General features: G+C 71.1%; 16 protein-coding genes. 6 read left to right on the top strand and 10 right to left on the bottom strand.

Annotated features, from left to right (window positions below; genetic code table 11):
- The first annotated feature begins 40 nt into the window (after nucleotides 1–40).
- Nucleotides 41–766, top strand: a complete 726-nt coding sequence (locus JNB61_RS01870; protein WP_220338594.1) for an alpha/beta fold hydrolase — start codon at nucleotides 41–43, stop codon at nucleotides 764–766.
- Here JNB61_RS01870 and JNB61_RS01865 read toward each other — a convergent pair.
- Together JNB61_RS01865 and JNB61_RS01860 are read right to left on the bottom strand one after the other, a co-directional pair.
- Nucleotides 755–2,005 (bottom strand): MFS transporter, encoded by a 1,251-nt coding sequence (locus JNB61_RS01865; protein ID WP_220338844.1) that lies wholly within the window; start codon nucleotides 2,003–2,005, stop codon nucleotides 755–757. The genes JNB61_RS01870 and JNB61_RS01865 overlap by 12 nt on opposite strands.
- On the bottom strand, nucleotides 2,002–3,360 hold the full coding sequence (locus JNB61_RS01860; protein WP_220338593.1) for a GH1 family beta-glucosidase: 1,359 nt from the start codon (nucleotides 3,358–3,360) through the stop codon (nucleotides 2,002–2,004). Before JNB61_RS01860 ends, JNB61_RS01865 begins: the two co-directional genes overlap by 4 nt.
- Nucleotides 3,361–3,595: 235 nt before the next feature.
- On the opposite strand from JNB61_RS01860, the gene rpsT reads away from it, so the two are divergent.
- The gene (gene rpsT / locus JNB61_RS01855; RefSeq protein ID WP_045302706.1) at nucleotides 3,596–3,856 is read left to right on the top strand and encodes a 30S ribosomal protein S20; all 261 of its coding nucleotides are present in this window, start codon (nucleotides 3,596–3,598) and stop codon (nucleotides 3,854–3,856) included.
- Between the two features lie 74 nt (nucleotides 3,857–3,930).
- Here rpsT and holA read toward each other — a convergent pair whose 3' ends face one another.
- From holA to JNB61_RS01830, 5 genes are all read right to left on the bottom strand, one after another.
- Nucleotides 3,931–4,968 (bottom strand): DNA polymerase III subunit delta, encoded by a 1,038-nt coding sequence (holA, locus tag JNB61_RS01850; RefSeq protein WP_159844033.1) that lies wholly within the window; start codon nucleotides 4,966–4,968, stop codon nucleotides 3,931–3,933.
- 42 nt (nucleotides 4,969–5,010) lie between these two features.
- Nucleotides 5,011–7,398, bottom strand: a complete 2,388-nt coding sequence (locus JNB61_RS01845) for a ComEC/Rec2 family competence protein (protein ID WP_220338592.1) — start codon at nucleotides 7,396–7,398, stop codon at nucleotides 5,011–5,013.
- 1 nt (nucleotide 7,399) lies between these two features.
- Entirely contained in the window at nucleotides 7,400–8,026 is a 627-nt protein-coding gene (locus tag JNB61_RS01840) for a ComEA family DNA-binding protein (RefSeq protein WP_308291183.1), read from the bottom strand.
- 92 nt (nucleotides 8,027–8,118) lie between these two features.
- Entirely contained in the window at nucleotides 8,119–10,719 is a 2,601-nt protein-coding gene (leuS, locus tag JNB61_RS01835) for a leucine--tRNA ligase (RefSeq protein ID WP_220287567.1), read from the bottom strand.
- A 61-nt stretch (nucleotides 10,720–10,780) separates the two neighbouring features.
- Nucleotides 10,781–12,097, bottom strand: a complete 1,317-nt coding sequence (locus JNB61_RS01830; RefSeq protein ID WP_220338591.1) for an anthranilate synthase component I family protein — start codon at nucleotides 12,095–12,097, stop codon at nucleotides 10,781–10,783.
- Between the two features lie 42 nt (nucleotides 12,098–12,139).
- Between JNB61_RS01830 and JNB61_RS01825 the strand changes: the two genes are divergently transcribed.
- Genes JNB61_RS01825 through JNB61_RS01810 form a run of 4 tightly spaced genes read left to right on the top strand, consistent with a single transcriptional unit; the run spans nucleotide 12,140 to nucleotide 15,556 of the window.
- Nucleotides 12,140–12,817 (top strand): DedA family protein, encoded by a 678-nt coding sequence (locus tag JNB61_RS01825; RefSeq protein WP_159844025.1) that lies wholly within the window; start codon nucleotides 12,140–12,142, stop codon nucleotides 12,815–12,817.
- Nucleotides 12,818–12,821: 4 nt separating this feature from the next.
- A complete protein-coding gene (locus tag JNB61_RS01820; protein WP_308289052.1) occupies nucleotides 12,822–13,877 on the top strand; it encodes an App1 family protein in 1,056 nt (351 codons plus the stop codon).
- Nucleotides 13,878–13,924: 47 nt separating this feature from the next.
- Nucleotides 13,925–14,638, top strand: coding sequence for an SOS response-associated peptidase (locus JNB61_RS01815; protein ID WP_220338590.1), 714 nt, complete (start codon nucleotides 13,925–13,927; stop codon nucleotides 14,636–14,638).
- Nucleotides 14,639–14,683: 45 nt separating this feature from the next.
- The gene (locus tag JNB61_RS01810; protein WP_308291182.1) at nucleotides 14,684–15,556 is read left to right on the top strand and encodes a 3-methyladenine DNA glycosylase; all 873 of its coding nucleotides are present in this window, start codon (nucleotides 14,684–14,686) and stop codon (nucleotides 15,554–15,556) included.
- A 1-nt stretch (nucleotide 15,557) separates the two neighbouring features.
- Here the strand turns inward: JNB61_RS01810 and JNB61_RS01805 are convergent, their stop codons facing one another.
- From JNB61_RS01805 to JNB61_RS01795, 3 genes are read right to left on the bottom strand one after another with little or no spacing between them, the layout of a single operon-like run.
- Nucleotides 15,558–16,769: a glycoside hydrolase family 3 N-terminal domain-containing protein gene (locus tag JNB61_RS01805; RefSeq protein WP_308289050.1), complete on the bottom strand. Its 1,212-nt coding sequence runs from the start codon at nucleotides 16,767–16,769 to the stop codon at nucleotides 15,558–15,560.
- A gap of 27 nt (nucleotides 16,770–16,796) precedes the next feature.
- Nucleotides 16,797–18,473 carry an acyl-CoA dehydrogenase family protein gene (locus tag JNB61_RS01800; protein WP_220338589.1) on the bottom strand — a complete coding sequence of 559 codons (1,677 nt, stop codon included), beginning with the start codon at nucleotides 18,471–18,473 and terminating at the stop codon, nucleotides 16,797–16,799.
- Nucleotides 18,470–19,567 carry a zinc-binding metallopeptidase family protein gene (locus JNB61_RS01795; RefSeq protein ID WP_220287560.1) on the bottom strand — a complete coding sequence of 366 codons (1,098 nt, stop codon included), beginning with the start codon at nucleotides 19,565–19,567 and terminating at the stop codon, nucleotides 18,470–18,472. The genes JNB61_RS01800 and JNB61_RS01795 overlap by 4 nt, the downstream gene beginning before the upstream one ends.
- Nucleotides 19,568–19,596: the final 29 nt, after the last annotated feature.

Below are 19,596 nucleotides of genomic sequence, written 5' to 3'. Positions count from 1 at the left end.
GCCGCCATGCTAAGCGGGCGCGCCCCGCTAGCCTGGCGTCATGGTCGTCCAGGTCGTGCTCGTGCACGGCATCCGGACGTCCGCGACGATGTGGCGCGCACAGGTCGAGCATCTGGCGAACCGTGGCAACCCGGTGACGGCGGTCGATCTGCCGGGCCACGGCTCCCGCATGGCGGAGGAGTTCACGCTCGAGTCGGCATTCGAGACGATCGACTCCGCGGTGCGCGTGGCCGCCGCGCGCGGCCCGGTGCTCCTGTCGGGTCATTCGATGGGCGGACTGCTGTGTATCGAGTACGTCGGCTCGGAGGAACCGCCGCCGGTCGCGGGGTTCATCGCGGCATCGTGCACCGCCATCCCGCGCGGGGTGGGTCTCGCGACCTACCGCGTCCTCGCCCGCGGCTTCGACTCCCTCCCCGACCGCGGGATGTGGCTCACCGACCGCATGCTCGATCGCATCCTTCCCGACGAGACCCGTGCCGACTTCGGGGCCGGGGGCTATGCCCTCGATGCGCAGGACATGGCGCTGCGCAGCCTCTCGGTGCTCGACCTGCTCGCGGCGCTGCATCGGATCGACGCCCCGCTCTGGTTCGTCAACGGCCAGTACGACCAGCTCCGCGTCAACGAGAGACTGTTCATGAGGGTCGCGCGCCACGCGGAGCTGATCGTCGTGCCGCGCACGACCCACCATGTGACCGTCATGCGCCCGCGCGTGTTCAATGCGGTCCTCGATGTCGCGCTCACGACGCTGGAGGCGTCACACCGCTGAGGCTGCGCGCTCCCGGCTGCGGATCGCGTAGGTCATGAAGCCGCCCGCGACGGACAGGATGCCCCCGACGAGGAACAGCAGCCAGAAACCGCCCACGAGCGCGACCAGGCCTGCGCCCAGGAGCGGTCCGATGAGCTGGCCGAGGCTCGCCGACACATTCACGAAGCCGAGGTCGCGGGCGTGGTCCTCCGGATACGGCAGCAGGTCCGTGCCGAGCGCGAGGCCCGCCGACATGTAGGCCCCGTAGCCGACGCCGAGGAGGGCGGCGGCGATCATCGCGGTCGTGAGCGACGGCGCCACTACCAGGAGGATCGACGCGAGCCCCTGGACGACGGCGGACCACACCACGAACGGGACGCGTCGCCTGGTGCGATCCGAGATCCACCCCGATGCGATCGAGGACACCACGACGAACAGCGTGTACACGAGGATCAGCAGCAGCAGCTCGTCCTCGGCCGTCGACGGATCGCGGTGCAGGCCGTAGAGCAGGAAGAACAGCAGCAGCCCCGTGCCGAGGGCGTTTCCGACGTTCACCGTCAGGCGACCGGCGAGGAGCCAGGCGAAGTCGCGGTCGCGGAGGGCCGCGAGGCGCTCGCCGAGGGTGCGCACCTGGCGCGCCACCGCCACGTCGGCGCGCGCCGGCGGATCAGGCAGCAGGAGTGCCGCGGTCGTGCCGACGACCGCGATGAAGCCGGCCAGCACGAGGTAGCCCACCATCACGCCGAGCTCGAGGAGCACGATGACCCCGACGCCCACGACGATTCCGAGCGCCTGCGAGGACGAGACGGCGGCGGATGCTGCGCCCCGCTGCGTCGTCAGCTGGTCGGCGATGAGCGCGGTGAAGGCCGCGGAGGCCACGGCGACCCCGACGGAGACGCCCACCCACGCGAGCCCCACGCCCCACGGTCCGGACGCGGACGCGATCGCCGCGAGCGACGCGGCGCCGAGCCACACCCCGCCGAGCGCCCACGGCCGCCGTCGCCCCATCCTGCCGCGGGTGCGGTCGGAGAGGCCGCCTGCGGCCGGGGCCGCGATCACGCCCGCGACGCCGCCGATCGCGAGCACGAGGCCCGAAGACACAACGCCCGACACCCACCCGTCGGCGTCGTCCGGGGTGTCGAGCTGCAGTGGGATGAGCAGCTGCAGCGGCGTGAGCTGCACCGTCCACAGGGCGAGCCACGCGAGCGTGAAGAGGGTGAACCAGCCTGCGCCGACTGCCGCGCCCGCCCGCGCGCTCACGCGCGTGCCTGCTCGATGAGGGCGCGGTACCACTCGAACGAGGCCTTCGGCGTGCGTGCCGCCGAGTCGAAGTCGACGTGGACGAGCCCGAACCGCTGGGACCAGCCATCGGCCCATTCGAAGTTGTCCAGGAGCGACCACACCGTGTACTCGCGCACGTCGACGCCCCCACGCACGGCCGCACCGACCGCGTCGATGTGACCGGCGAGGTAGGAGATGCGCTCGGCGTCCGGGACGGGCCCGTCGACGTGATCCGGTTCGGGGAAAGACGCCCCGTTCTCGCCGATGACGAGCGGAGGCAGGCGGTCGCCGTAGCGCTCCCGGAAGTCGAGCAGCAGGCCTGTCAGCGCCTCAGGCACGATCGGCCACTCCGCCCCGAAGCCGGTGGTCGATGCGCCCGTCGTGGGCACGATCTCGAACGGCACGGGGCTTCCCGCGGGCGCGGCGGCGACGGTCGTCGGGTTGTAGAAGTTGATGCCGTAGAAGTCCTCCGCTGCCGAGATCAGCTCGAGATCCCCGTCCGCCACCGGCATCGGCGGGATCCCGAACGTCTCCAGGTCGGGGTACGCGCCCGTCAGCACCGGGTCGGCGAAGACGCGGTTGTGGAGCAGGTCGTACACGGCGGCGGCCGTGAGGTCGGCATGCGTCTGCGCTGCCGGGATCACCAGGGTGTGGTTGTTGACGATCCCGACCTCCTCGGCGCCCGCGGCACGCAGCGCGCCCAGCGCGAGGCCGTGCGCGAGCAGCTGGTGGTGCACAGTCGGGAGCGAGCCGAACAGCAGCTGCTTCCCTGGCGCGAGCGTGCCGACGGCATAGCCCTGCAGCGAAGTGGAGACCGGCTCGTTGATCGTGTACCAGTGACGGACGCTGTCGCCCAGCTCCTCCGCGACGATCTCGGCATACTCGCCGAAGCGCAGCGCCGTCTCGCGCTCGAGCCACCCGCCGTGCGCTTCGAGGGCGCTCGGCAGATCCCAGTGGTACAGCGTCGCGAACGGCGTGATTCCGGCCTCGAGCAGGTCGTCGGCGAGGCGCCGGTAGTAGTCGAGGCCGGCCTGCAGCACCGGGCCGCGGGGCTCGGGCTGCACGCGCACCCACGAGATCGAGAAGCGGTAGCGATCGACGCCGAGTGCGGCGAGCAGAGCCACGTCTTCCCGGTGCCGCCGGTAGCTGTCGGGACCGGGATCAGCCGTCGCCCCGTCGCGCACGGCGCCGGGACTGCCCACGAAGTCGTCCCAGATCGATCGGCCCCGTCCGTCGGCGTCGCGCGAGCCCTCCACCTGGAACGCGGCCGTCGCCGCCGACCACCGGAAGCCCGGCGGGAACGACGAGAGATCGACAGACGGATGCTGCGGCACGGCGGACTCCTTCGTCACTCAGCGCGTTCGGGGGAGCGCGCTCCCCCGCGTAGATCATGCATCATGGGAGGGCTCCGCCGTGCACACCTGCGAGTGTCGATCGCCCATCGGTTCACCTGATAGAATCCTTGTTTGGCTTGCGTGTGGGTTCGCCCTCACGACCGCCGCGAAGCGCCCCTCTCTCGCTGACCGGCACATCAATCCGATTCACCTTCGAACGAAAGAACGTCGACACGTGGCGAACATCAAGTCGCAGATCAAGCGCAACAAGACCAACGAGAAGGCGCGCGAGCGCAACAAGGCCGTCAAGAGCGAGCTGAAGACGCACGTCCGTCGCACCCGCGAGGCGATCGCGGCCGGCGACAAGGCTGCTGCCGAGAAGGCGCTGGGCACGGCGACCAAGAAGCTCGACAAGGCCGTCAGCAAGGGCGTCATCCACAAGAACCAGGCGGCGAACCGCAAGTCGGCCATCGCCAAGCAGGTCGCCGCGCTCTGAGGCTCCGGCACGCTTCGCGACCCTGAGGTCGCGTGAAGGCCCGTCCCGCAAGGGGCGGGCCTTTCGCATGCGGGTCAGGCGCCGTACGGCGCGCGCGTCGCGATCACCGTGATCATGCGCTCGAGCGCGAACACCGCGTCGCGTGAACCGCCCTTCACTTCGGCATCCGCTCGTGCCGTCGCCTGGATCGCCCGGCCCAGGCTCTCTTCGTTCCAGCCGACCAGATCACGCCGGGCGCGGTCGACCTGCCAGTCCTTCATGCCCAGGCGCGACGCCAGGGCGGCTGCGGGTTCGCGGTTGCCCGCGACGCGCGCCATCGTGCGCAGCTTCATGGCCACGGCCGCGACGAGCGGCACCGGGTCGGCTCCCGACGCGAGCGCGTGGCGCAGCGCGATGAGCGCCTCCCCGTAACGCCCGGCGATGGCCGTGTCGGCGACCGTGAATGCCGACGTCTCGACGCGCCCGCCGTAGTACCGCTCGACGACCTGATCGGTGATGTCGCCAGGCACGTCGGCGATGAGCTGCTGGCATGCCGCCGCGAGCTCGGTGAGGTCGTCCGCGAACGCGGACACGAGCGCGCGCAGCGCAGTCGGAGCGATGCGCTTCCTCGCGGCCTGGAACTCCCCCGCGGCGAAGTCGAAGCGGTCGGAGTCGCGCTTGACGGCCGGGCAGGCGATCTCGACGCCGGACCCCTCGCCCGCGCGGATCGCGTCGAGCAGCTTCTTGCCGCGCACGGTCGCGCCGGTGTGCCGGAGCACGACCGTCGCCCCGTCCTGCGGTGCTGCGAGGTACGCCAGGGCCTCCGTGAGGAACGTGTCGGAGCACTTCTCGACGCCGCTCACGCGGACCAGCCGCGGTTCGCCGAACAGCGACGGCGAGGTGACGCCCAGCAGCGTTCCCGCGGCGTAGTCGTCGGCGCGGATGTCCGACACTTCGAGCGTCGGGTCTTCGGCGCGGAGGTAGTCGCGCACTCCGGCGATGGCGCGTTCGGCGCAGACTTCCTCCGGCCCGGAGACGAGGACGATCGGCGCCGGCTGCGGGGCCCGCCAGGAGAGCTGGGGAATGGCGCTGCGCGCGGCCTTCGCGGGTGCTCGGCGTGCGGGGGAAGCCATGCCCCCAGCCTATCGACGGCCACCGACGGAGGCCGTCTGCGCTCACCCGCCGCGATCTCGCCACACCGAGACCGCGTCGGTGCCCGAGCTCCACAGGGCGATCGCCCCGTCGTGGTCGGTGCGCAGGATCCGTGCGCCGACCTCGTCGAGGATTGCGAGCGCCTCGTCGCGCGGGTGTCCGTAGTCGTTGCCTGCGCCGACGGTGACCAGCGCGATCGACGGCTCTGCGGCGGCGTAGAGCCCGGCCTCCTGATCGGCGCTGCCGTGATGGGCGGTCTTGACGATCGCGTAAGGCGGATCCAGTGCACCCGATGCCGTCAGCAGCCGCTGCGGCGATGCCGACAGATCGCCGAGGAGCAGCATCGGCGGGATGCCGCCGCCGCGCACATCGAGGACGACGCTGGCGTCGTTGCCCGGGGGAAAGGCGCGGCTGCCGGCCTTCGGCCAGAGGACGCGCCAGCGGGCGCCGCCGAGCGACCCGCTGAGCCCCTCGGACGCCTCGATCGCTCGCGCTCCCTCCGCCGTCAGAGACGCGATCGCGGCGCGTCCGTCGGCATCACCCGGCCCGTGGAGCACCGTTCCGACCCGGCCGCGCACGGCGTCGAGCCCGCCGATGTGGTCGAGGTCGTAGTGGGTGAGGACGAGCAGGTCGATCCGGTCGAGGCCGGCTCGGGAGAGACAGTCGGCGAGCGGTTCGGGGTCCGGCCCTGTGTCGACGAGCACGACCGCGCCCTCCGACCGGAGCAGGACGGCGTCGCCCTGACCCACGTCGCACGCGAGAACCGACCAGTCGGCGGGCAGGGTCCACCGGCCGGCGACAGTGGTCAGTGCGCCCGTGCCGAGCCCCGCGCCCACCACGACGGCGACGACCGCCACGGAGGTGCCGCGCGCGGCGCGCCGTGCCCGGGTACCGCCCCGGTCGAGTGCGATCGCGAGTCCGATCGCCAGCCCTGCCCCGGCGAGGGCCAGCGCCCCGGGCACGCCCTCGAGCCACGGCAGTGCGTCGGCGGGGAGGGCCGCGACGGTGGTCGCGGTGGCGGCGATCCATGACGCCGGCAACCAGGCGAGCGCCGCGAGACCCGACTGAAGCCACGGCACAGGTGCACTGAGACATGCCCCGAGCCCGAGCACGGTCGCGGCCGGTGCGGCGGGCCCGGCGAGGAGGTTGGCGAGCACGCCGTAGACGGGCACTGCCGGCTCGATGAGGATCAGGAGGGGACCGCAGGCGAGCTGGGCGGCGAGCGGCACGGCGAGGGCCAGTGCCAGCGGCCGGGGCAGCGCCCGGGCGAGGCCGGTTGCGAGTGGGCGGGCCCACAGCAGCAGGGATCCTGTCGCGACGACCGACAGCGCGAAGCCGAGCGACGCTGCGAGCCACGGATCGAGGACGAGCAGCAGCGCGACCGCGACCGACAGCAGCGTCATCCCCAGGCCTGCGCGGCCGAGCAGCACGGCGAGCATCGCCATCGCCGCCATCCCGGCGGCTCGCACGACGCTCGGCTCGGGCGTGACCAGCACGACGAACCCCGCGAGCACACACAGCCCGATGGCGGCCCGCATTCCTCGCGAAGCGCCCAGCGCCGCCGCGAGGGCGAATGCGATGCCGACGACGAGCGCGCAGTTCGCGCCCGACACCGCCGTCAGATGCGACAGCGAGGATTCCTTCATGGCCGCGTCGAGGGACGGTGAGACGGCAGACGTGTCGCCGACCGCGAGTCCGGGGACAAGACCAGGGCCGTCGCCCGGCAGACCGTCGACCGCGTCGACAAGACCGCGCCGCAACCCGCCGGCGGCTGCGGCGACCCCGTGGGGCGGGTTGACGACCTCGAGCCCGCGCGAGACCCACACCTCGAGCACCGACCGCTCCCCCGGCCCCCCGGGCCGCGCGGTGCCGTGGGCGACGATGGTCGCGCCGACGTCGAGCTGCCCGGGCCTGTCGACGTCGTCCGATGGGACCCGCACCGTGATCTCGACCCCCGTCGCGTGACTCTCGGCTCCGATCGACACACGCGACGCGCGAGCATCGAAGGCCAGCGCACCATCGGCTCGACGCTCGATCTTGCCGACGACGTCGGCACGGATGTCTACGGCCCGGCCGCCGGCCAGGGCGAGATCGGCGACGGCGCTTCGGGCAGGCTGCGCCAGGGCGACATGGGACGCCGCGGCGGCGGAGACCGCCGCAGCGAGCAGCGCAACCACGACAGCGCGGCGGACGACGTGCCGCGGCAGCCGGAATCGCGTCGCAGTCCTGCGGTAGCGCGACGCGCCCTGCGTCGTGCTGAGGCGCAGCACCACGGCGGCGAGCGCGAGGACGATGGCCCAGAGAGCCAGGGCGATCCACGGCGACGCCCCCGGAGCGAGGGTCGCGGTCGCCGCGACCGCCCAGCACGCCCCGGCGACCGGCACCAGCCGCAGTCCGAGCCGGCGGCGCACGTCACACCGTCACCAGGTCGCGCAGGGACTCGAACATCTTGTCGCCGATACCGGGGACGGCGAGGAGGTCCTCGATGCTCGTGAACCCGCCGTTCTCTTCGCGCCACGCGATGATCCGCTCGGCGAGCGCAGGACCGATGCGCGGAAGGGTCTCGAGGAGTGTCGCGTCCGCCGAGTTGAGGTCCACGACCGTGCCGGCGGAGGTCGCCGCTCCATTCGCGCCCGCCGCTGCGGGCGGCAGCTCGCCTTCGCGCGGGACGGGCAGCTGTTCTCCGTCGTCGAGCGTTCGGGCGAGGTTGACCGCGTCACGGTCGGCGTCGTCCGCGAAGCCTCCTGCGGCCGCGACGGCGTCGACGACGCGCGAGCCTGCCGGGAGCACGTAGAGACCGGGCGTGCGCACCGCACCGGAGACGTGCACGAACAGCTCGCCCGACGGCGTCCTCCCGGCAGCCGGCGTCTGGTCGACGACGACCTCGTCGACGGGTGCCATCGCACCGCGAAGGATGCCGATCCCCACCGTGATGGCCAGTGCCGCGATCACCAGCACCACGACGGCGCCGAGACCCAGACGTCGCCGCGCGCCGACGGGCTCCGTGGACCCGCCCTCGGTGCGGTGGCCGGCTGTCACGCACTCACGTTAGGAGGGTGCGCGGGGTCGCAGACGCCGGAGGTCCCGAGGATGTGCACATCCCCAGGACCCCGGTCGCTGTGGAGGAGCGGTCAGTGCGTGCTGAAGCTCACGACCTTCGGCGGGCGCACGACCACGCGGGTGATCTCGCGACCCGCGAGCGAGCGGACGACCTTCTCGTCGGCTCGGGCGAGACGCTCGAGCTCGGCGGCGTCGATGCGCGCCGGCACCTGCAGGGTGCCGCGCACCTTGCCGTCGATCTGCACGACCGCCGTCACGCTCTCCTCGACGAGCAGGGTCGCATCGGCGGTGCGCCACGGCACCAGGCCGACGAACCCGTCGTACCCGAGGATCTCCCACATCTCCTCCGCGAGGTGCGGAGCGAACAGGTCGAGGATCATCGCAGTCGCCTCGGCGGCTTCACGCACGGCGGGGTCGGCGGGGCCGGCACCCGTGTCGATGACCTTGCGCGTCGCGTTGACCAGCTCCATGAGGCGGGCGACCACCACGTTGAACTTCGTCTGCTCGACGAGCCCCGGCGCATCGGCGAGCAGACGGTGGGTCACGCGGCGCAACGACGCGTCGCCCTCGGCCCACACCACGTCGGGGTCGCTCGTCACGTCCGTCGCGACGCGCCATGCACGCGCGAGGAACTTCTGGGCGCCCGTCGTCGACACGTCCTCCCAGTTGATGTCGTCCTCCACCGGACCGGCGAACGCGATCGCGGTGCGCACCGCGTCGGCGCCGGGGTCGATCATGCTGGACGCGAACTCGACGAGGTTGCCCTTCGACTTCGACATCTTCGAGCCGTCGAGGAGCACCATGCCCTGATTGATCAGGCTCGAGAACGGCTCGGTGAAGTCGATGAGCCCCATGTCGAAGAGGACCTTGGTGATGAACCGCGCGTACAGCAGGTGCAGGATCGCATGCTCGACGCCGCCGATGTACGAGTCGACCGGCGCCCACCGGTCCGCCTCGCGCGAGGGGAACGCCTCGTTCGAGTCGTTCGGCGCCAGGAACCGCAGGAAGTACCAGGAGCTGTCGACGAACGTGTCCATCGTGTCCGGGTCGCGCAGCGCCGGTGCGCCCGTCCCGGGGTCGGTCGTCTTCATCCAGTCGGTCGCACCGCCGAGCGGCGACGTGCCCTTGGGGGCGAGGTCGAGACCGCGGGCGTCGGGGAGGCGCAGCGGCAGCTGGTCCTCGGGGACGGGCACGATGCGTCCGTCCTCGGTGTGGATCATCGGGATCGGCGTGCCCCAGAAACGCTGGCGGGAGATGAGCCAGTCGCGCAGGCGGTATGACTTCGCCGCGCGCCCGGTGCCGGCGGCCTCGAGCTGCTCGATGATGCGGGCGATCGCGTTGCGCTTGGACAGTCCGTCCAGCGAGCCGGAGTTGATGACACGGCCGTCGCCGGTCAGCGCGATGCCGGTGGTCGCGGGATCGATGTCCGCCAGGGTCTCGAGCGGACCCGGATCGATCGGCACGCCCTCCTCGTCGAGCTCGATGACGGGGATCGAACCGGTGATCGGGGCGGTGGTGTCGACCACGACCTTGACCGGCAGGTCGAACGCGCGGGCGAAGTCGAGGTCGCGCTGGTCGTGCGCGGGCACGGCCATGACCGCACCGTGTCCGTAGTCGGCGAGCACGTAGTCCGCGGCCCAGATGGGCAGCCGCTCGCCGTTGACCGGGTTGATCGCGAAGCGGTCGAGGAAAACGCCGGTCTTGGGACGATCGGTGCTCTGGCGCTCGATCTCGGTCTCGCGCTGCACGCTCTCGAGGTAGTCCTGGAAGCGCATGCGCACCTCGGCGGACGAGCCGGCGGCGAGCTCCGCTGCCAGGTCGCTGTCGGGTGCGACGACCATGAACGTCGCGCCGTGCAGCGTGTCGGGGCGCGTCGAGAAGACCGTGACCTTGTCGGCGCGGCCCTCGATCTCGAAGTCGATGTCGGCGCCCACCGAGCGGCCGATCCAGTTCCGCTGCATGCGGATGACCTTCTGCGGCCAGAACCCCTCGAGCTGGTTGAGGTCGTCGAGGAGCCGGTCGGCGTACTCGGTGATCTTGAAGTACCACTGCGTGAGCTTCTTCTTGATCACCTCGGCGCCGCAGCGCTCGCAGTGCCCGTCCACGACCTGCTCGTTGGCGAGCACGGTCTGGTCGTTGGGGCACCAATTGACCGGGCTCTCCTTGCGGTAGGCCAGGCCGCGCTCGTAGAGGCGCTGGAACAGCCACTGGTTCCAGTGGTAGTACTCGGGGTCGCTGGTGTGGAGGATGCGGCTCCAGTCGTAGGACGAGCCGTATTCGCGGAAGCTCTTCTTGTGCTGCTCGATGTTCGCGTAGGTCCACTCGCGCGGGTCGGCCCCGCGCTGGATCGCCGCGTTCTCTGCGGGGAGACCGAACGAATCCCACCCGATCGGGTTCAGGACGTTGTAGCCGCGGTGACGCCAGAACCGCGCCACGATGTCGACGTACGCGTAGCTCTCGGCGTGGCCCATGTGGAGGTCGCCGGAGGGGTACGGGAACATGCCGAGCACGTACTTGCGGGGGCGCGTGTCGTCGGCGCCGCCGGCGCGGAAGGGGTCGGCCTCGGCCCAGCGCGCCTGCCACTTCTGCTGGATCGAGTAGGCGTCGTAGCCCTCTGTGGGCGCAGAGGTGTCGGGGGTTTCGGTCTGACTCACGTGGAAAGTGCCAATCATGGAAGCCGGAAAGCGCGCGCAGCGCGCGAAGCGCGTCTTCCAGGTTAGCGGAACGGGCGGTTCACCAGCCCGGCGGCAAGTCGGCGCCCAGCGCGGCGAGGGGCCCGCGCGCCTTGATCCCCACCTCGGCGACCTCGGCCGCAGCATCCGATCGCCACGTGATGCCACCCCCGGCACCCACGTAGGCGCTGTCCGGCCGCACCACGATCGAGCGGATCACCATGGCGAGATCCAGCGCGCCGTCGTCGCCGACCCAGCCGAAGCATCCCGAGAAGACTCCGCGCGGTGCGCCCTCCAGGTCGTGCAGGATCCTCATCGCCGAGAGCTTCGGCGCCCCCGTCATGGAGCCGGCCGGAAAGGTAGCCGCCAGCAGGTCGTCAACGGTCGTGCCGGCGACGAGCCGGCCAGACACCGTGCTCACGAGCTGGTGCACCGCGGGATACGACTCGACCTCGAGCAGGGCGTCGACCCCTACGGTGCCATCCACGCACACACGCGAGAGGTCGTTGCGCATGAGGTCGACGATCATCACGTTCTCAGCGCGCTCCTTCTCGCTCGCGCGCAGCTCCGCCGCGAGCGCCGCGTCGGAGGCCGGATCCGCGCCGCGCGGGCGCGTGCCCTTGATCGGCCGTGTGCGAACCACCGCGCCGCCATCGGGGACCCCTTCGACGTGGAGGAACCTCTCGGGGCTCGCACTGAGCAGTGCTGTACCGCCCGAGCGCACGAAACCGCCGTGATGAGCGGGCGTCGCCGCCCGCAGGCGGGCATAGACCTCGACAGGATCGACGGATGCCGCGACCTCGAAGCGGGTCGTGAGGCACAGCTGATACGCGTCGCCCTCGCGGATCGCGTCACGGCAGCGTTCGATGAGCGCGGCGTACGCGTCGGCGCGGTGCCGCGCTCGAGCGACGCCGTGGTCTTGGACGTGCGATGGCAGAGCGGCTGAGGTGGTCGACGCGGCGACAGCGATGGCGAGGTCGTCGACCGCGCCCGCAGGCGCATAGACCCGAACGGTCTTCCCCGCGTGGTCGAACGCGACCAGGCGCTCCACGCGCAGCCAGAGGTCCTGCGCAACGCCATCGGCCTCGCCGGACGCGGGGGCGCCCGCGCGGGCTGCGGCCTCGTCGTAGCCCGCCCAGCCCACCCAGCCGCCGCGGAAGGGGTTCCCGTCGCCGTGTGCGGGGGCGGCGGAGCATGTCGTCGCCCGCACGTGCGCCGGGTCCGCGGGCGCACCCGCGCCGATCCAGCTCCATCCCTCGCGGGAATCGGGCCCGGCGTCCAACCAGAAGCAGTGCGGCTCCTGCTGGAACACGGCGGCGAAGACGGAGGCCGGATCCACCCAGTGCGCGACGTCCGCGGCGGCGAGGGACTCCGTCATGTTCCCAGGTTAGAGGGACGCGCAGACCTCTAGGCTCATGGCGTGAATGAGTTCCTGACGTGGCTGCTCGACGCCGTGCAGAGCGTCGACCCCATCGTCAGGACGCTTCTGGCCGGCTTCGCGATCATGCTCGAGACCAGTGTGCTGATCGGGCTCGTCGTGCCGGGCGACACGGTGGTGATCGTCGCGGGGACGGCGGTCTCGTCCGTGCTGGAGGGCGTGATCCTCGGGATCGCGGTGGTCATCGGCGCCCTCATCGGCGAGAGCATCGGGTTCTGGCTCGGTCGCTTCCTGGGTCCGCGGATTCAGCACTCGCGGCTGGGCCGGCGCATCGGCGAGGACAACTGGGCACGCTCGGAGAGATATCTGCGACGTCGCGGCGGCCCGGCGATCTTCATCTCACGCTTCCTGCCGGTGCTGCATTCGCTCGTTCCCCTCACCGTCGGGATGAGCGGCTACCCGTACCGCCGTTTCCTCGCCTGGACGATCCCGGCATGCGTCATCTGGTCGACGCTCTACATCTCGGTCGCGGCCGTCGCGGCCGGCACCTACCGCGAGCTTGCGGACCAGCTGCACTACGCGGGCTACATCTTCGTCGGCGTCATCGTGCTGTTCCTGGTGCTCGTCTTCGTGAGCAAGAAGGTCATCGAGCGGGCGGAGCGCAAGCACCTGGAGCACGAGGGCCCGGACGAGTCGCCCGTGGCGGACATGAAAGACTGAAGGGGTGCCCCACACCGATCCCCCGAATGTGCGCGCCAAGATCCTGTGGCTGGCACGCCTGGAGTACCGGTTCCATGCGTGGCGCGAGCGGCGTGCGCGCCGCCGCGGCCAGACGCCCACCGTCGCGCCCTTCCCGGGTTATGGCGGCCCCGACTGGGTGCGGGTTCTCGGTCGGGTGATGATCGTCCCGCCGGTGAAGGAGACGACCTCCGGCGAGTACGCCGGCGTGCGCGGCTGGCGAAGCTTCGCCGCCGTCCCCATCGGGTACGCCCAGGTCACGGTGACCATCGCGGGCGTGGACCACGAGGTCGTCGCCGATCGGGGCGGTGTGATCGACACGAGGCTCCCGGCGGACCTCCAGCCGGGCTGGCAGAGCTTCACGATGTCGGTGGAAGGCGGCGCGCCGGTCGAGACGCGGGCCTACATCGTCGCACCGGACGTGCGGTTCGGAATCGTCTCCGACGTCGACGACACCGTCATGGTCACGGCCATTCCTCGCCCGCTGCTCGCCGCCTGGAACTCGTTCGTGGTCAACGAGCACGCTCGCCAGCCGGTCCCGGGCATGGCGGTGCTCATGGAGCGCGTCGTGCGCGAGAACCCGGGCGCCCCCCTCATCTACCTCTCCACGGGAGCGTGGAACATCGCGCCGACGCTGATCCGGTTCCTCAGCCGCCACGTCTTCCCGCCGGGCGCGCTCCTGCTCACCGACTGGGGCCCGACCCACGACCGGTGGTTCCGCAGCGGAAAGGCGCACAAGCTCTCCAACCTGCGTCGCCTCGCCGACGAGTTCCCGCACGTACGGTGGCTCCTGATCGGCGACGACGGCCAGCACGATGACGCGATCTACACCACGTTCACCGACGAGCATCCGTCGCGCGTCGTGGCCGTCGCCATCCGGCGCCTCTCCCCCGCCGAGGCCGTGCTCGCGGGCGGACGCACGGCCGTCAACGACCATGCCGCCGCCAAGGTGCCGTGGGTGAGCGACAGCGACGGCGCGGGCCTGTTGGAACGACTGGAGGATGTCGGCGTCCTCGGCGCCGCCGGAGCGCTCGAAGCCTGACCGGTCCTGCCCGCTGCGATGTCGGCGTCCGCGCGTAGGCTGGCCGCATGTGCGGACGCTTCGTAGTGGCCAGTGCCGGCTCCGACCTCGTCGGGGTGCTGCGCGTCGATGTCGAAGGCGACGACCTTCCCGAGCCGTCGTACAACGTGGCCCCGACCAGCAGCGCCGCGATCGTGCTCGACTCGGCCAAGACCGAACCCCCCACGCGCCGCCTGGAGGCTGCCCGCTGGGGCCTGATCCCCTCCTGGGCGAAAGACACCAAGATCGGCGCGCGCGCCTTCAACGCCCGCGCCGAGGAACTGGAAGACAAGCCGATGTTCCGCGGCGCCCTGGAGAAGCGCCGCGCCGTGGTGCCTGTCTCGGGCTATTACGAGTGGAAGAACGTCGACGGCGTCAAGGTGCCTCATTACATCCACCCCGCAGACGGCGAGCCGCTGTTCCTCGCCGGGCTCTACGAGTGGTGGCGCGACAAGACGAAGGGCGACGACGACCCCGAGCGTTGGCTGCTGAGCTTCACGATCCTCACCCGCGACTCGATCGGGCACCTCGGCTCGATCCACGACCGCATGCCGCTCTTCCTCGATCCTGACCACGCCGACGCCTGGCTCGACCCGACGACCGACAACGTGCGCGACGTGCTCGACGCGGCGATCGACGCCGCTCCGGCCCTCGCCGAAACGCTCGACGACCACGAGGTGTCGAAGGCCGTCGGAAACGTGCGCAACAACTCGCCGGAGCTGATCGAGCCAGTCGACTCCTGACCACAGGCGCCGTCCCGGCCCAGGCGCCCCGCGTATCCTCGAACGGTGACGATCGCGCCTGCTGAAGCCCCTGTGCTGGCGGGGGCCGTGTGGCGCGAGCGTTCGGCTGCTCACGAGGAGCGCGCCCGAGCCCTGACTGCGGCGCATCGCTCACGCGCCGCCCGCCACGAGACTCACCCCGTCGAGGACTTCCTCTTCACGTACTACTCGTACAAACCGGCGGTCCTCCACCGCTGGCACCCCGGCGAGGGCGTGGAGCTGGCGGATGCCTCCTCCGATGCGCGCGCCGAATGGCGCTGGTATCGTCCGGGCCATGTGCCCGGAGCTCTCTCGGTCGACGGCGAAGGCTTCCGCGCCGAGCGGGGTGGGCTCGTCGCGAACGTCGCGCGTATCCTCCGAGCCACTGCCGGACGCGCCCCGGGCTTCGGCTGCTTCGGGCTGCACGAGTGGGCGATGGTGTACCGGCAGGCTGAGCACCGGCATCCCGTCCCGCTGCGGCTGGGGCAGGACTCGACGGACGCGGTCGTCGAGGCTCACGACCTGCGCTGCACGCACTTCGACGCCTTCCGTTTCTTCACGCCCGAGGCCGTCCCGCGCAACAGGGATACGCTCACGCGTGAGAGCCAGTCCGATCTCGAGCAGCCCGGCTGCCTGCACGCAGGCATGGACCTCTATAAGTGGGCGGTGAAGCTCGGGCCGCTCGTGCCCGGTGAGGTGCTGCTCGATGCCTTCGAGCTGGCCCGCGACGTCCGCGAGCTCGACATGCGCGCGTCGCCGTACGACCTCGCCGACTGGGGTTACGACGCCGTGCCCATCGAGACTGCGGAGGGAAAGGCCGCGTACGTCCGCGCGCAGCGGGGTTTCGCCGAGCGAGGTCAGCTCCTTCGCGCGAGGCTCCTCCAGATCGCCGGCGACTGACTCATTCGGCGGGGTCCGCGCACGTCGTGCACGGCAGCTCGCCCCCTCCCGCCTCGGCGACGGCGAGACGCAGCTCCATCACGCGGGTCGCGGCCTGGTCGAGTCGTTCCGCGGGCACGGCGCCCGACTCCACCGCGCTGACGATGCCGTCGATGATGCGCGGTGCTGTCTCCGGCGTCGACGAGACCACGGTCAGCACCATGTCGTTGCCGGCCGCAAGGGCGTCGACGGCGTTCGCGACAGGATCGGCGTAATCGGGCAGACCCGAGTCCTCCAGCATCCCGAGATCGTCCGTGATCGTCACGCCCTCGAAGCCGAGCTCGTCGCGAGCGATGCGGTGCCACTCCGATGAGAGGCTCGCCGGCGCCGGGTCGACGGCGGTGTACGCCAGGTGACCGAACATGAGCAGTTCGGCCCCGGCGTCCACCCCCGCCTGAAACGGAACCGCGTCGGCGGCGCGCCACTGGTCGATCGGCATCGGCGTGGACGGGATCGATGAGTGGGAATCTCCCGGAGCCGCGCCGTGACCCGGGAAGTGCTTCAGAGTCGAGAACACCCTGCCCTTCTCACCGGCGACGGCCGCCGCCACATGTGCGGCTGCGGTGTCGGGCGTCGTCCCGAGGACCCGGCGATGGATGAACGAGTTCGGGTCGGCGGTGACGTCCGCGACGATGCCGAAGTTGACGGGAATCCCGGCGCGGCGCACGAGCGCCCCGCGGCCGGCGTACGCCGCCTCGACGGTGGCGGCATCGGCCTGCTGCAGTTCGAGCGGGGCCGCGAGATCGTCCCACGGGAGCCGCGACACGTCACCGCCCTCCTGATCGATGGCGATGAGCGGTGGCTGCGCCGGATCCACCGTGAGCGCGGCGGTGAGCTCCTTCAGCGCGGCCTCGTCGGCGGGGATGTTCGCGCCCATCAGCAGGAAGCCGCCGGCGTCGGTGGATTCCATGTACGAGCGCAGGGCGGCAGCGTCCGTCGTCGGAATGTGGCCCATCACCACGCTCGCCGCGCGTTCTCGCAGCGACATCGCGGCGACCGCCTGCTCCGCCGGAACGAGACCTGCGACATCGGGCGTCGCGGTGGCGGTGGCGGTGGCGGACGGCGACGGGGTCGCCGGGGGCTTCGCAGCAGGGGTGGCCGCGCACGACGCGCAGACGATCGCCGTGGCTGCGATGACCGCGGCGAACAGAAGGGAACGTCGCGCCGCAGTCACTCGAACAGCCTACGCGCGGGCGGATCCTCAGTGGCGCGCGACGATGGCCGCGGCATCCGTTCCCGAAGGCAGCACGCCGTACTGCGCTCGGCGGTCCTCGCCCAGCCGGGCGGCGATGAAGGTGTCGGCGTCGAGCCCCGGCGCGTGTCGGAGCATGAGCGACGCCTGGAACGCGAGGGCGAGATCCTCGCTGAGCCGACGAACCTGAGAAGGGGCCTCGTCCGGATCGGCGGCAAGGCTCTCCAGCAGGGCGAGTGTGCGCTCCACGTGCCGATCGAGCACCGCCGAGGCGCCCGCCGTGGTCGCGAGTTCGTCGGCGAAGGCCTCGCCGGATTCCGGGTCTCGGGTGAGGGCCCGCAGCACGTCGAGGGCGATGACGTTTCCCGAGCCCTCCCAGATCGCCATGACGGGTTGCTCCCGGTAGCGTCCGGCAAGCGGGAAGGACTCGGTGTACCCGTTCCCGCCGAGGCACTCGAGCGCCTCGTACGCGTGATTCGGGCCGCGCTTGCACACCCAGTACTTCGAGACGGGCGTGGCGAGGCGGCGCAGGGCGATATCGCGCGCGGATGCCTCGGCCTCGAAGAGCTGCGCGAGGCGCAGGCCGGTGAGCATCGCCGCCTGGTATTCAAGGGCGAGATCGGCGAGTACCGCGGTCATGGCAGGCTGATCGACCAGGAGCGCACCGAACGCCTCCCGCCCGCGGGCGTGCCACACCGCCTCGGCGACCGACTGCCGCATGCCCGCGGCCGTGCCCAGCACGCAGTCGAGCCGCGTGCGCTGGACCATCTCGATGATCGCCCGGACGCCCCGGCCCGGCTCGCCCACGAGGAAGCCGACCGTGCCGTCGAACTCGACCTCCGCCGACGCGTTGGCGCGGTTGCCGAGCTTGTCCTTCAGCCGCTGGATGCGGAAGACGTTGCGTATGCCGTGCGGCAGCATGCGTGGCACGAACACACAGGTGAGGCCTTCCTCGACGCCGCCGCTGCGGGTGTGCGCGAGCACTAGGAAACCGTCCGACATCGGCGCCGAGCAGAACCACTTGTGACCGGTGAGCTGGTACGCATGCCCGCCCATCGACTCGCCCACGGTGGTGCCCGCGCGCACGTCCGACCCGCCCTGCTTCTCGGTCATCGCCATCCCGATGAGCGCGCTCGACTTGCCGCCGTCGACGACGAGCCGCGGATCGTACTCGCGCGAGTACGCGCGTGGGAGCCATTCGTCGGCGACCCACGGCGTCCCTCGGATCGAGGCGACCGCGGCGTGCGTCATCGACACCGGGCACGCGTGCCCGGGCTCCACCTGCGCGAACAGCATGAACATCGCCGCGCGCGCGACATGCGCCCCGGGTCGAGGGTCCGCCCAGGCTGACGTGTGCGCGCCGCGGGACACGGCCTCGCCGATCACCCGGTGATACGACGGGTCGTACTCGACCTCGTCCAGGCGATAACCCCAGCGGTCGTGGGCGTGCGCGACGGGCGTGTGCACATTCGCGAGATGCGCGTCGCGCTGGAACGATCCCGACCCGACCAGCGTCCCCGCCTCACGAAGCCCTTGGTCGGCCCAGTCCGCCCCGAACGCACCGACGGCCGCCACGAGCGGGGCGTTGAGCGTGTACTCGTCGACATCCACGCGCCAGGGCGGCTGGTTCTCGACGTAGTGCGTCGCCGCACCGATCACCCGCTGCCCCCGCGCGAATGACCTCATGACGACTCCGGCTCCCCCGCCCCTGCGCCGGCCATCGCGAGCATGTACTGCTGCCCCGGGCTGAGCGGTGCGCGCGTCACGATGTCGTGGACGAAGGCGAGCTTGTGCCGCACCGGCGTCACGATCGTGAACGGATACAGGTCGCCGAAGCCCATCGATCGGTTGATGCGGTTGAACGCCTGCGACAGCCACTCCCAGTCGGTGAGCAGCCGCTGGATCGGCTCGTTCTCGTAAGACTCGAGAGGCACGACGTCCGTGTCGCGGAGATTCGTCACGGACGCGTCGAGATGGATGCCGATGACGGCGGCGGTCTGGAGGGTGCCGGTGATGTGGAGGTAGTGCGCGAAGGTCTCGGCGAAGTCCTCCCACGGGTGCATGGTGGCGTACTCCGAGATGAAGGCCTCGTGCCAATCCGACGGGGCGCCGAGCTTGTAGTGACGCTTCAACGCATCTCGGTAGCTGGTGCGCTCGTCGCCGAACAGCTCGCGGCACCGGGCCCAGAGCTCGTCGTCGGTGAGGAGGACGTTCTGGTAGTAGTGCCCGACCTCGTGGCGGAGGTGCCCGAGGATCGTGCGATAGGGCTCGCCGAGCCGCACGCGCAGGGCCTCCCGCCGATCGTCGAGGCTCTCGGCCAGGTCGATCGTGATGATGCCGTTGGCGTGCCCGATGGTGACCGGCTTGCCGTCCGAGAGGCTCGAGATCAGGTCGAATCCGAGTCCGCCCTTCTCGACGTCCCAGCCGACGATCGGCAGGCCGAGGTCGGCGAGCTGCAGGAGCAGCCGTCGCTTGGCCTCCTCGGTCTTCGCGAGCTTGTCGAGGGCGACGGTGTCGTCGGCGGCGGGACGGCGACGAGTGAGCCGGCACGAGAAGCAGCGGCCGGCCGGGGCGTTCTCCCACACGAGCCAGTTGCAGGCCCACTCGCGATTCGAGCAGGTGTACCAGGTCTGGCCGTCGACGACGGCCTGGCCGTGTCGGAGCCCGAAGAACTCACGTGTCGGGATGTGGTAGCCGATCTCGGCTTCGCAGTTCGGACACTGCAGCGTGTCCAGGTAGACGAAGTGGCGACAATGCGGACAACGGGGCTGCGAGGTCACGGTTTCACCGTAGCGTGCCGGAGGGCGCG

The sequence above is a fragment of the Microbacterium ureisolvens genome (assembly GCF_019511645.1).
In the GTDB taxonomy this organism is placed as follows: domain Bacteria; phylum Actinomycetota; class Actinomycetes; order Actinomycetales; family Microbacteriaceae; genus Microbacterium; species Microbacterium ureisolvens_A.
The sequence above is the reverse complement of the archived record's forward strand: the minus strand, read 5'-3'. Positions and strand labels throughout refer to the sequence as shown.